At 72.1% G+C, this 12,105-nt stretch carries 14 protein-coding genes; 5 read left to right on the plus strand and 9 right to left on the minus strand.

What is annotated here, in order from left to right; all coding sequences use genetic code 11:
• Window positions 1-32: 32 nt before the first annotated feature.
• On the plus strand, window positions 33-641 hold the full coding sequence (locus ACLVWQ_RS34750; protein WP_414113223.1) for a hypothetical protein: 609 nt from the start codon (window positions 33-35) through the stop codon (window positions 639-641).
• A gap of 57 nt (window positions 642-698) precedes the next feature.
• Here the strand turns inward: ACLVWQ_RS34750 and ACLVWQ_RS34755 are convergent, their stop codons facing one another.
• Window positions 699-1,217, minus strand: a complete 519-nt coding sequence (locus tag ACLVWQ_RS34755; protein WP_414113224.1) for a hypothetical protein — start codon at window positions 1,215-1,217, stop codon at window positions 699-701.
• 105 nt (window positions 1,218-1,322) lie between these two features.
• Here ACLVWQ_RS34755 and ACLVWQ_RS34760 point away from each other — a divergent pair, with 105 nt between their 5' ends.
• Window positions 1,323-1,517, plus strand: coding sequence for a hypothetical protein (locus ACLVWQ_RS34760; protein WP_414113225.1), 195 nt, complete (start codon window positions 1,323-1,325; stop codon window positions 1,515-1,517).
• Between the two features lie 50 nt (window positions 1,518-1,567).
• On the opposite strand, the gene soxR is transcribed toward ACLVWQ_RS34760, so the two are convergent.
• Entirely contained in the window at window positions 1,568-2,071 is a 504-nt protein-coding gene (soxR, locus tag ACLVWQ_RS34765) for a redox-sensitive transcriptional activator SoxR (RefSeq protein ID WP_414113226.1), read from the minus strand.
• A gap of 121 nt (window positions 2,072-2,192) precedes the next feature.
• Between soxR and ACLVWQ_RS34770 the strand changes: the two genes are divergently transcribed.
• The gene (locus tag ACLVWQ_RS34770) at window positions 2,193-2,654 is read left to right on the plus strand and encodes a MaoC family dehydratase (RefSeq protein ID WP_414113227.1); all 462 of its coding nucleotides are present in this window, start codon (window positions 2,193-2,195) and stop codon (window positions 2,652-2,654) included.
• 10 nt (window positions 2,655-2,664) lie between these two features.
• On the opposite strand, the gene ACLVWQ_RS34775 is transcribed toward ACLVWQ_RS34770, so the two are convergent.
• The 3 genes from ACLVWQ_RS34775 to ACLVWQ_RS34785 form a co-directional block, all read right to left on the minus strand.
• Complete coding sequence (locus tag ACLVWQ_RS34775) at window positions 2,665-3,291, minus strand: TetR/AcrR family transcriptional regulator (RefSeq protein WP_414113228.1); 627 nt, start codon at window positions 3,289-3,291, stop codon at window positions 2,665-2,667.
• 73 nt (window positions 3,292-3,364) lie between these two features.
• Window positions 3,365-3,661, minus strand: a complete 297-nt coding sequence (locus tag ACLVWQ_RS34780) for a YiaA/YiaB family inner membrane protein (protein WP_414113229.1) — start codon at window positions 3,659-3,661, stop codon at window positions 3,365-3,367.
• Between the two features lie 83 nt (window positions 3,662-3,744).
• Window positions 3,745-4,896, minus strand: a complete 1,152-nt coding sequence (locus tag ACLVWQ_RS34785; protein ID WP_414113230.1) for an acyl-CoA dehydrogenase family protein — start codon at window positions 4,894-4,896, stop codon at window positions 3,745-3,747.
• A gap of 90 nt (window positions 4,897-4,986) precedes the next feature.
• On the opposite strand from ACLVWQ_RS34785, the gene ACLVWQ_RS34790 reads away from it, so the two are divergent.
• Complete coding sequence (locus ACLVWQ_RS34790; RefSeq protein WP_414113231.1) at window positions 4,987-5,622, plus strand: TetR/AcrR family transcriptional regulator; 636 nt, start codon at window positions 4,987-4,989, stop codon at window positions 5,620-5,622.
• A 150-nt stretch (window positions 5,623-5,772) separates the two neighbouring features.
• Complete coding sequence (locus ACLVWQ_RS34795; protein ID WP_414113232.1) at window positions 5,773-6,492, plus strand: ArsR/SmtB family transcription factor; 720 nt, start codon at window positions 5,773-5,775, stop codon at window positions 6,490-6,492.
• A 141-nt stretch (window positions 6,493-6,633) separates the two neighbouring features.
• Here the strand turns inward: ACLVWQ_RS34795 and ACLVWQ_RS34800 are convergent, their stop codons facing one another.
• From ACLVWQ_RS34800 to ACLVWQ_RS34815, 4 genes are all read right to left on the minus strand, one after another.
• Window positions 6,634-7,716: a Zn-dependent alcohol dehydrogenase gene (locus tag ACLVWQ_RS34800; RefSeq protein ID WP_414113233.1), complete on the minus strand. Its 1,083-nt coding sequence runs from the start codon at window positions 7,714-7,716 to the stop codon at window positions 6,634-6,636.
• Window positions 7,717-7,730: 14 nt separating this feature from the next.
• Window positions 7,731-9,119 (minus strand): aldehyde dehydrogenase family protein, encoded by a 1,389-nt coding sequence (locus ACLVWQ_RS34805; protein ID WP_414113234.1) that lies wholly within the window; start codon window positions 9,117-9,119, stop codon window positions 7,731-7,733.
• Between the two features lie 103 nt (window positions 9,120-9,222).
• Window positions 9,223-10,500 (minus strand): MFS transporter, encoded by a 1,278-nt coding sequence (locus ACLVWQ_RS34810; RefSeq protein ID WP_414113235.1) that lies wholly within the window; start codon window positions 10,498-10,500, stop codon window positions 9,223-9,225.
• Between the two features lie 61 nt (window positions 10,501-10,561).
• Window positions 10,562-12,049 carry a CitMHS family transporter gene (locus tag ACLVWQ_RS34815; RefSeq protein ID WP_414113236.1) on the minus strand — a complete coding sequence of 496 codons (1,488 nt, stop codon included), beginning with the start codon at window positions 12,047-12,049 and terminating at the stop codon, window positions 10,562-10,564.
• Window positions 12,050-12,105 lie beyond the last annotated feature (56 nt).

Below are 12,105 nucleotides of genomic sequence, written 5' to 3' on the forward strand. Positions count from 1 at the left end.
TACAGGTGCAGGTGTGACGGAGGTGCAGGGCGATGGCGGGATTCCGGAGTCTGGCGAGACAGGTGCGCGACCCGAGGAGTGATCTGGCACTGCGGCGCTATTCACTGCGCAAGTGCCTTGAGCGGTTCGCTCCTTACGGTCACCGGGCGACCTGGGACCATCTGTGCTCCCGGGCCGGGTTCGGCCCCGAGGACCGGTCCCCCGATCCGGCGCGGCTCGTGGCCGCACTGGACGAACTGGAGGAGGCCCGCTCCGTCTGGCTCGCCTACGAGGTCGCGTTCGCCCAGCGCCGCAAGAAGGAGAAGCACGACGGTCTGCGCAGTCCCGGCAGCGTGGACGACTGGCACCGGCTCACCTGGGGCGGTTTCGGGGTCGCCTGGTGCGACGACCCCGAGGTGCACCCCCATGAGCCGCTGGCCGAGGTGCTGCGCCGGCTCATCGCGGCCCTGGAGCGCGAGCCGGGCGCCGTCTGCCCGGTCTGCACGGGCGAGCGCCTCGTCTGGAAGTACGACCTGGCCCACGAGCCGTCCTCGGGCCCGGTCTGCACGGCCTGCGGAATAGTGGTCCCCCGACCGGTTCTCACCCCCGAGGCCCTGGCGGAGTGCAGGAGAGGCCGCCTGCTGGTCGCGGTGGCCGGTTAGTGCTGCCGGGGGTGCGCCGCCGGCCCGCCCGGCTCAGCCGCACCCCCGGGCGAGTACCTACGGGACGTGTACGTCGGTGTGGATGGCGAGCTTGAACTCGGCGAGCATCAGCGGGGTGGCGATCTTCACGTCACCCGCGCCGCGCACGGAGACCTTCAGTGCGACCGGCGTGTCCGGGTGGACGAACATCTGCCACAGGTAGGAGCGGTACTGCCCGCCCCTGGTGGGTGCGATGTCGGTGGTGGCCGTCGAGTTGTAGCCCGTCGTGAGGTTCAGCGGGTCGCGCACGAACCGCGCCCGGTACTCCAGGCCGTGTGCGTCGGCCTCCCAGAAGACCAGCGCGGACAGGACGCCCCGGCCGTCGTGGCTCGGCCAGATGAGGCCCGAGCGGGCGTCGGGGAACGTCGACGCGGTGGTGCCGCCCTTCGCCGGATGGTGCATGTCCCAGCGGTCGTACTGCTCTTCCCCCGTGACGTACGGGAAGCGCACGAGGTGGTACCCGTCGCTGTCGTACGTGATCCGCTGGGCCCCCGTGTGCGCGGCTTCCCACTTGAGCGAACAGATGGCCAGGCTCATCGCCCGTCCCCCTCTCGGTCTCCCGGTCTCCGGTTGTCGGTGCCGCCCGGCACCGTCGGGGCATGGCGCGGGGCTGTGCGAACGAGGGGCGCGGGTCCGGCGGCGGTGCCTGCCGGCGCGACCACGGACACCGGGGCCGAGCCGGATCGCACGGCGCGCGTGCACACCTGGACCATCCTGCCCGGCCACGCCTCCGTCAACTGGCACGGGCGCCCTGTGCTGCTGCGTGGGGAGCGGGGCGGCGCCCGACGCCCGGCCGGTGAGGGGGCACTGGTGCGGTACGGGGCCGGGGCCTCCTGAGCCCCGCTCGGCGAAACAGCGGTGACCGCGGTCTCGCCTGCCCGGCGGACTCAGTGGCAGTCGCCGGGGGCTTCCTTCTCCTGCTCCGGAGCCCGGCGGCCGTGCTCCACCATGAGGCGTGAGCCGCTCTGCCGTTGGCCGAAGGCGTCGTCGGGGTTGGACAGTACGCAGTTCTCCAGGGAGAGGCAGCCGCAGCCGATGCAGTCGGTGAGGTGGTCGCGCAGGCGGCCCAACTGTTTGATGCGTTCGTCGAGTTCGGAACGCCACGCCGCCGAGAGCCGGGCCCAGTCCTCCCGTGTCGGCGTCCGTTCCTCGGGGAGTTCGGCGAGCGCCTCACGGATCGTGGCCAGCGGGATGCCGACGCGCTGCGCGGCCCGTACGAAGGCGACCCGGCGCAGGGCGTCACGGTGGTAGCGGCGCTGGTTGCCCGTGGTGCGACGGCTGCGGATCAGGCCCTTGGACTCGTAGAAGTGCAGGGCCGAGACGGCGGCTCCACTACGGGCCGACAACTGGCCGACCGTGAGTTCATGGATCTTCTCGGGAATCTGAGGCACCTTTCGAAGCCTACCCAGCGCGTCACACCTCCGGTCCGTTGACAGGGGGCCTCCCACCCCACCATGCTAAGCAGTTGCTTAGGCATACTGGGCGGGACACAGCAACGCGAGAGGCCGGGACATGGCGGAGCCGAGGATCTTCACGTCAGCCGACGAGCTGAAGGCGGCGGTGGGTGAGCAGTTGGGGCACAGCGAGTGGCTGGAGGTCGACCAGAAGCGGATCGACCTGTTCGCCGAGGCGACGGGCGACCACCAGTGGATCCACGTGGATCCGGCGAGGGCCGCGACGGGCCCCTTCGGGACGACCATCGCCCACGGGTACCTCACGCTGTCGCTGCTGCCGCTGTTCGGACCTCAGCTGATCAAGGTCGAGGACGTCAAGATGGGCGTCAACTACGGGACGAACAAGGTGCGCTTCCCCGCGCCGGTCCCGGTCGGCTCGCGGCTGCGGGCCACGGCGAAGATCACGGGGGTCGACGAGGTGCCGGGCGGCGTACAGGTGTCCATCGGCTTCACCGTCGAGCGCGAGGGCGGCGAGAAGCCGGTCTGCGTGGCCGAGTCAGTGTCCCGGTACTACTTCTGACCGAGGCCGGTCACCCCCGCGCGCCGACCATCCTCAGCACCAGGTCCGCGTACAGCTCGCCGACCATCTCCGGGGTGCGGGGGCCTGCCACGTTGAACCAGCGGGCCACGTCGATGCACAGGGACAGCACCGCGAGGGTGGTGCCCGGTACGTCCGGGACGTCGAAGTCCCCCGCGGCCACGCCGTCCTCGATGATCGCACGCACCTCGGCGTCGACCTGCCGGCGCAGGGCGATGATCTCCGCGCGGGCCTCCGGACCGAGCGAGTCCAGTTCGTACTGCACGACCCGCGCGGTGGTGCGCCCACCGGCGTGCCAGCGCACGAAGGAGCTCACGGCGTCGGCGAGCCGCTCGGCCGGGCTGCCCTCCCGGCCGGACGCGGTCCGCAGGATGTCGAGGGCCTTCTCGTGGCCGATCCTGCTGATCCGGTGGAGCAGTTCTTCCTTGGTCTTGTAGTGGATGTAGAGCGCGGCCGGGCTCATCCCCGCCCGGCCCGCGATGTCCCGGGTCGTCGTCGCGTGGTACCCGCGCTCGGCGAAGGCCTCCACCGCGGCGACGAGCAGCCGCCGGGCCGCGTCCGGGGTGACCTCGGCCCACGGCTGCACCTCGCCGCCGGCCGTCTCCTCCGCCGTACTCATCGCTCGTTCGCCCCTTCCAGTGGCAGAGCGAACACCATACCCCCGATACTGAGCGAGCGCTTAGCGTGCCCGCTCAGGGCCCTTGCCGCTTTTCGAAGGGGTCGTGGTCGGCGAGGATCTTCTCCAGGCGGGCCTGGTCGACGCGGCTGACGATCTGCCCGGCCTCCTGCCGGTCGCGGATCACCTTGGCGAGGGTGAACGCGGAGGTGACGAGATACAGCACGGCGATCCCGAGGAAGGCCCGCACCCAGGTGTCGGCCTCCAGCTTGAAGATCCCGATGGTGGTGGCGACGGCGGCCACGCCGAACGAGGCGACCGCCTGGCCGTAGAAGGCGGCGGTGGACTGCTGCTTGACCGGTGTCTCACTCATGCGACCAGGATCGGCGGCGGTGGCCCGCGCCACATCCGCTCGCGTACTCAGACGCGTACTCACACGGGGACCCGGCCAGCCGTTCAGAAGGCCGAAACCCCGGTCAGGGCCCGTCCGATGAGGAGCTTCTGTATCTGGCTGGTGCCCTCGTAGAGCGTCATCACGCGGGCGTCGCGCAGGAGCTTCCCGGCCGCGTACTCGTCGATGTAGCCGTAACCGCCGAAGACCTGGAGGGCGTTGTTCGCGGCGCGCACCGCGGCCTCCGAGGCGAACAGCTTGGCCTTCGAGGACTCGGTGGCGAACGGTTCGCCGCGGTCGACCAGATCGGCCACGCGCCAGGTGAGCAGCCGTGCCGCGTCCACGTCCACCGCGATGTCGCTGATCAGTTCCTGTACGAGCTGGTGGTGGGCGATGGTCCTGCCGAACTGCTCTCGCTCGGTCGCGTACGTCACGGCGGCATCCAGCGCGGCCTGGGCGATCCCCACACAGCCCGCCGCCACCGACATCCGGCCCTTGGCCAGCGCGGACATGGCGACGGTGAAGCCCTTGCCCTCGGGTCCGAGCATGGCCGAGGCGGGTACCCGGACGTCCTCCAGGGTCAGCTCGGCGGTGGCCTGGCCGCGCAGGCCGAGCTTGCCGTGGATGGCGCGGCGGGTCAGGCCGGGGGTGTCGGCCGGTACGAGGAAGGCGGAGACGCCCTTGTGTCCGGGGGCGTCGGTCGAGCGGGCGAAGAGCAGTACGACGTCCGCCCAGGTCCCGTTGGTGATGAACATCTTGCTGCCGCTGATGACGTACGTGTCGCCGTCGCGCACCGCCCTGGTCGACAGGTTGCCCGCGTCCGACCCCGTGCCCGGTTCGGTGAGGCCGAAGCAGCCGACGTACCCGCCGGAGGTGAGCCCCGGCAGCCACCGGCGCTTCTGCTCCTCGGTCCCCCAGGACGCGACGGTCTTGGCGACGAGGCCGAGCGAGACCGAGACGATGCCCCGGACCGAGGAGTCGCCCCGGCCCAGCTCCTCCGTCACCAGGCAGTACGCGAGGTGGTCGCCGCCGGAGCCGCCGTACTCCTCGTCGACGGTGAGACCGAGGAAGCCGACCTCGCCGAGCTTCTTCACGATCGAGCGGTCGACCTCCTCCGCCCGGTCCCAGGCGATCACGTTCGGGGTGATCTCGCGCGTGACGAAGTCCCTGGCCAGCCGTCGGACGGCGGTCTGCTCCTCGCTGAGTTCCAGGTTCATACGATCCACCTCTGTCACATCTGTCGCAGATTCGGCGTAGCTTTTAATTAGCACTGCTAGTTTCTGGCGCGCAGCCCTACTATGTGCGCCATGGCACGACCGCGCAAGCCCCTCCTCAGCACCGACCGCATCGTCGCGGCGGCCCGGACCCTGGTGGACGCCGAGGGCCTCGCCGCGGTCTCCACCCGCAGGCTGGCCGCGGAGCTCGGGGTGAGCGGTCCGTCCCTCTACAACCACTTCAGGACGAAGGACCAGATCCTGGAGGCGGTCGCGGACTCGGTGAGCGCGCAGGTCGATCTGTCGATGTTCGAGGACGGCCGGGACTGGCGCACCGCGCTGCACGACTGGGCCCTCTCCTACCGGGCGGCCCTGCGCGACCACCCGAACATCGTGCCCGTCCTGGCCCGGGGTCCCGGGCGCCGGCCGGCCGGACTGCGGGTCGCGGACGCGGTGTTCGGCGCGATGGTGGGGGCGGGGTGGCCCGCGGCGCAGGCCACGTCCATCGGGGCGCTGATGCGGTACTTCGTGACGGGCTCCGCGCTCGGTTCGTTCGCCGGCGGGTTCGTGGACGACGAGACGGCGTACGATCCCGCGGACTATCCGCACCTCGGGCAGGCCCACCTGCTCGCCGAGCAGCCGGAGAAGATCGACGAACGGGCCTTCGAGACAGGGCTCACCGCGCTGCTGGACGGGTTGGCTCTGCAGTACGCGGCGCTGCGGAGGTAGGCCATCCGGGCGCCCGGACGTCCGGGGCGTTCGGTGCCGCGGGCCGGTGGGGACCGGTCGCGCCGTTCCCCGCGCCCCTGAGGAGCGGGGCCGCGCCCCGGCTCTGATCCTTCGGCCGGCGCCGAACCGTGTGTCGCTCATGCTGGGTGCATGACCTCCTCACGTACGGGGGCCGGCGGGGCCGCGGGGCTCGCCGGTCTTGCCTCACTGGTCGCCGACGAGACCCGGGCCGGCTTTCTGCTGGCGCTGCTCGACGGGCGGGCGTGGACCGCCGGGGAACTGGCACGGCACGCCGGGGTCGCCGCGTCGACGGCCAGCGAGCACCTGGGCAAGCTCGTCGCGGGCGGGCTGCTCACCGAGGAGCGGCAGGGGCGCCACCGGTACGTACGGCTGGCCGACGCCCGGGTCGCCCAGCTCGTCGAGGACCTCGTCGCCCAGGTCGCCCCCTCGGCCGCCGCCCGGCCCCGCACCCTGCGCGAGGCGGGCGCCGGCAGCGCGATGGCCCGGGGCCGTACCTGCTACGACCACCTGGCCGGCCGCCTCGGCATCGCGGTCACCGACGCGCTCACCGGGCTCGGACTGCTCCGCCAGGACACCGGGTTCGCGCTCACGGACGAGGGGGTGAGCTGGTTCGACGGCCTGGGCATCCCGCTCGTACGCACCGGCCGGCGCCCGCTCGCCCGCGCCTGCCTGGACTGGACGGAACGACGCCCCCACCTGGCGGGCGTCGCGGGCGCGGCCCTGTGCCGGCACGCCCTGGACACGGGTTGGTGCGTACGCATCGGCTCGGAACGAGCCGTGAAGGTGACCCCCCGAGGCGAAAGAACTCTCTCGACCCTGCTGGGCATCCCCCCGGAGACCCTCCACTGACCCCCACCGAGGACGCCCCGCCAGGCGGCGGCCCGCCAGGCGGCGGCCCGCAGGGGCGCGGGGAACTGCGCGCCCGGCCCCCACCTCCCCGCAGCCAGAACACACCTCAGCCGGAACAGACCGAGGAGTCGGCCCGGACTCCTAGAACATCACCAGCGCCCGTCCGCCCTTGCCCGCCAGCATGTTCTCGAACGCCGCCGGGATGCCGTCCAGGCCGATCCGTTCCGTGACGAGCGCGCCCAGGTCCAGGCGCCCCGCCCGGACGTGTTCGGCGAGGATCGGCACGTCGCGGGCCGGGTCGGAGTTGCCGTAGACGCAGCCGGCGAGCGTGCGGCCCCAGTGGAAGAGCTCCAGCGCGTTGAAGGTGACCTGCTGGTCCTTGCCGCCGATGCCGACGACCGTCGTCCGGCCACCTCGGCGGGTGGACTCCCACGCGGTGCGGATCGTGACGGCCCGGCCCACGCACTCCACGGCCACGTCCACCCCCTGCTTGCCGGTGAGGCCCCGGATCTCGCGCGCCGTGTCCGCCGAGGCGATCACGTACTCCGTGGCTCCGGCCTCACGGGCCAGGGCCTCCTTCTCGGGCGACACGTCGACCGCCACGATCTTCGAGGCGCCGGCGATCCGTGCGGCCTGCATCGCCGCGAGTCCCACCCCGCCGGCCCCGAAGACGGCCACGGTCTCGCCGGGGCACACCTGGGCCGAGTAGTGCACGGCCCCGTAGCCGGTCAGGACGGCGCAGCCGAGCAGGGCCGCGTCCGGCAGCGGGATCCCGGCCGGCGCCGGCAGCACGCACGCGGCCGCCACCACCGTCTCCTCCGCGAAGGCGGCGACGTTCAGCCCGGGGTGCAGGTCCGTCCCGTCGGAGGAACGGTGTGCGTAGACGTCCGCGGCCCCGGTCAGGGCGTTGGCGCACAGCCACACCTCCCCCAGCGAACAGGCGTGGCAACTGCCGCAGGAGGGCGCCCAGTTGAGCACCACCGGATCGCCGGGCACGATGCGCTCGACACCGGGTCCGACGGAGACGACGGTGCCCGCCCCCTCGTGGCCGAGCACGGCGGGCACCGGCACGCGCATGGTGCCGTCGGACAGGGACAGGTCGGAGTGGCAGACCCCGGCGGCGGCGAGGCGCACCCGCACCTGTCCGGGGCCGGGTTCCGGCAGGTCGATCTCGGTGATCTCCAGGGGAGAGCCGACGGCGGGCAGAACTGCGGCGCGGACCATGGCGTACAACGCTCCTAGAACTGGAGGGACTTGGTCTGGAGGTACTCGGACAGCCCGTGCGAGCCCAGCTCGCGTCCGACGCCCGACTGCTTGTAACCGCCGAAGGGGGCCATGGGGTTGAAGCGTCCGCCGTTGATGTCGATCTGTCCAGTGTCCATGCGCCGCGCGAAGGCCACGGCCTCCGTCTCGTCCCCGGCCCACACCGCGCCCGCGAGCCCGTACACCGTGCCGTTCGCGATGCGCAGGGCGTCCGCCTCGTCCTCGTACCGGATGATCGACAGGACCGGGCCGAAGATCTCCTCCTGGGCGATCGCCATCCCGGGGGTGACGTCGGCGAAGACGGTCGGGCTGACGAAGTACCCCTGCTCCTTCGGGGATTCGGGTCCGCCCGCGACCAGGCGGGCGCCCTCGCCGACCCCCTTCTCGATGTAACCCCGCACGCGTTCCCGCTGCTTGGCGTTGACGACCGGGCCGATGCGCTCGCCGTACTTCCCGGCGGCCTCGGCGGCGAGGGAGACCGCCTCGTCGTACTGGGAGTCGTGGACCAGCATGCGCGTCCAGGCGCTGCACGTCTGGCCGGAGTTGGACATCACGTTGGCCACGCCGACGTTCACGGCCTTGGCCAGGTCGGCGCTCGGCAGGATGACGTTGGCGGACTTGCCGCCCAGTTCCAGGGCGACCCGCTTGACGGCGGCGCCCGCCGTGGCGCCGATCTGCCTGCCGACGGCGGTCGAGCCCGTGAAGGAGACCAGGTCCACGCCCTCGTGCTCGGCGAGCGCCTGGCCCGCGACCGGGCCGAGGCCGGTGACGAGGTTGAAGACGCCGGCCGGGACGCCCGCTTCGTGGACCGCCTCGGCGAAGAGCTGGGCGGTGAGCGGGGTGTCCTCGGCGGGCTTCAGCACGACCGTGCAGCCGGCCGCGAGCGCGGGGGCGACCTTGGCGACGATCTGGTGGAGCGGGTAGTTCCAGGGCGTGATCGCGCCGACGACGCCGACCGGTTCCAGGTGGACGGTGGAGTTCCCGACCTTCTCCTCGAAGGCGTACGAGGCGGCGAGGTCGGCGTACGAACCGGCGACCGCGATCGGCGCTCCGACGTGCACCGCCTGGGAGAACTTCAACGGCGAGCCGAGTTCGGCGGTGACCGTCCCGGCGATCTCGTCCTTGCGGGCGACGAGGACGTCCCGCAGGGCGCCGATGCGTGCGGCGCGGTCGGCGGGCGGGGTGGCGGCCCAGGCCGGGAAGGCGGCGCGCGCGGCCCGGACGGCGGCGTCGACGTCCTCGATCGTGCCGGCCGGCACGAGGGCGATGACCTGCTCGTCGGCCGGGTTCACGACGGCGATCGTGTCCTCCCCGGCCGCGGGGCGCCACGCGCCGTCGATGTACATGCCGTCGTGTGCCTTCATGTGGTCCTCCCGGGGGGTGCGTCGTCGTCCGCGCTCCAAACTAGCGGTGTTAGTTTTTGGACGCCAGGGCCTCCGGCTGCCGATCGGGGCGCGGCCCCGGCCGTCAGGGACGAGGGGAACCGCCCGACCGGCCGCGTCCGGCCCGCACCCGTCGTGCGGTCGCGGAGGGAGCCGCCGCGGCTCCCTCCGTCTCGGTCCCGGCGGCGCCCGTGGCGGCGCTCCGGCCCTGCCGGAGTCCCAGCCCGGAGGCGATCAGCAGGAGCCCTCCGAGCATCACGAACGGCGCGGCCACACCCGCGACCCCGGCGATCAGGCCCGCCGCGGCGGGCGCGGCGACCTGGCCGAGCCGGTTGCCCGTCAGCCGCAGGGCGAGGGCGGTGGAACGCGCGTCGCCCGGGGCGGCCTGCACCACGGTGGTCATCGACAGGGGCTGGCCGACGCCCAGGCAGAACCCGAGCAGGGCGAGCAGCACGGCGAGGCCCCAGACCGGCAGGGGCAGTGCGATCCCCGCGCACAGCAGGGCCGCGAGGAGGCAGGTCGTGGCGAGCAGCGCGGCCCGGCCCAGCACCCGCAGCATCGGCGTCATCACCAGTCGGCAGGCGATGGTCGCCGCCGCGCGCAGGCTGAGCAGCAGGCCGATCACGGAGGGCGCGATGCCCCGGTGTTCGCCGACCACCGGCAGGTACGCGGTGAGGATGTCCGTCGCGGAGAGCACGGCGAGGCTGATGAAGATGCCCGCGGGCACGCCCCGGGTGCGCAGGATGCGGTGCACGGGCACGCGTGCGCCCTGTCCGGTACGGGACGTGGCGAGCGTGCGGTGCTCTATGCGCCACAGGGAGACGAACGAGAGCGCCGCGAGCGCGCCCGCGGCCACCAGGGCGAGGGCGCTGGTGCCCGCCATGTCGGGGCCGCCGATCAGGGCGCCCGCGGCGATCGGTCCGACGAGCTGGCCCAGCGAGGCGCCGATGGTGAAGTGACCGAAGTTGCGGTCCTGTTCGTGCGGCGCGGACTGGCGGGCCACCAGCGACTGGGCGCCGATCACGAAGGAGAGGTGGCCGAGGCCCATCACACCGCTCCAGGCCGCCATCGCGGTGAGCGAGTCGGCCGTACCGCTGAGGGCGCAGCCCCCGGCGATGAGGACGACGCCCACCGGGAGCAGCGGGGCGCACCGGCCGTGGTCGGTCCTGCGGCCGAGCGGTACGGCCGCGAAGAGCGGCAGCAGGGCGTACACGCCGGCGATCACACCGATCGCACGCTCGTCGGCGCCGAGCGCGAGGGCCCGGTAGGAGACGGCGGGTCGTGCCATGGACACCGCCGCCTGCGAGAAGCTGAAGGCGATGACCAGGCGGAGCAGCCAGCCGCGGTTCCCACCGGGCTTCATGGTGACGTTCTCCCTGGGATGAGACCGGCCTCCCGGCCGGGCGGCAGCCGGGTGCCGTGGATCAGATGATGCCGAACAGGATCGCGGAGCCGAGCACCACGAGCGACGTGAGCGCCGCCCATTTGACCACGAACCTGGTGTGGTCCCCGAAGTCCACCTTGGCCATGCCGACCAGCACGTACACGGCGGGGACCAGCGGGCTCGACATGTGCAGCGGCTGGCCGACGATGGAGGCGCGGGCGATCTCCAGCGGTGAGACGCCGTGCGCGCCGCCCGCCTCGGCGAGGACGGGCAGGACTCCGAAGTAGAAGCCGTCGTTCGACATGAAGTACGTGAGCGGGATGCTCAGGATCCCGGTGACGGCGGCCATGTGCGGGCCCATGCCGTCGGGGATGCCGTCGACGAGCCACTCGGCCATGGAGTCGACCATGCCGGTGCCCTGGAGGACGCCGGTGAAGACGGCGGCGGCGAAGACCATGCCGGAGACGTTGAGGACGTTGTCGGCGTGGGCGGCGAGGCGCTCCCGCTGGTCCGGGATGTGCGGGAAGTTGACCGTCAGGGCGAGCGCGGCGGCGAGCAGGAACAGGACCGGGATCGGCAGCAGTTCCATGATCATGGCGGTGAGGAGGACCACCGTGAGCAGCGCGTTGAACCAGTACAGCTTGGGCCGCAGCGTCGCACGGTTCGGGTCGAGCCCCTGGAGGCGTACGTCGTCCTCCTCGCCCTCGTTGTCGCCCTCGGCGTCCGTGCCGGCGCCGCCACCCCCCGCGGTCTTGCTGAAACGCACCTTGCCGCCACCGGAGCCATCGGAACCACCCGAACCGCCGGCGACACCGGCACCCGCACCGACAAGCACCGTCTCGGCCTCAGCCTCGGTCCCGACCTCGGTCCTGTTCGCCCGCTGCTCGTCCCCCAGTACCGCGTCCAGGCTCAGCACGCCGAGCCGCTTGCGCTCGCGCAGGCCGAGTACGTACGAGAGGGCGATCACGGCGACCAGGCCGACGGCGAGCGCCGGGATCATCGGGACGAAGATGTCGCCGGCGTCGAGCTTGAGCGCGGTGGCGGCGCGGGCCGTCGGACCGCCCCAGGGCAGGGTGTTCATCACGCCGTTGGCGGTGGCGGCGACACCGGTCATCACCACGAGGCTCATCTTGAGGCGCTTGTACAGCGGGTACATCGCCGAGACCGTGATCATGAAGGTGGTCGAGCCGTCGCCGTCCAGGGAGACGATCGCGGCGAGCAGGGCCGTGCCGACGACGATGCGCATCGGGTCGGCCTTGCAGAACTTGAGGATGCCCCGGACGATCGGGTCGAAGAGGCCGACATCGATCATCACACCGAAGTACACGATGGCGAACATCAGCATCGCGGCGGTCGGCGCGAGGGTGCCGACCCCCTCGATGACGTAGTCGCCGAGCTGGGCCCCCTTCCCGACGAACACACAGAACAGTGCCGGGATCAGCACCAGCGCCGCGATCGGCGACATCTTCTTCAGCATGATCAGGACCAGGAAGGTCGCGATCATGGTGAAGCCGAGGATGGTCAGCATGAGTGGATACCTAACGTTCGCCCTTGAACTCCCACCAGGGACGGCGGTTCGAGTGA

This window comes from Streptomyces sp. CWNU-52B (assembly GCF_047444975.1).
Taxonomy (GTDB): domain Bacteria; phylum Actinomycetota; class Actinomycetes; order Streptomycetales; family Streptomycetaceae; genus Streptomyces.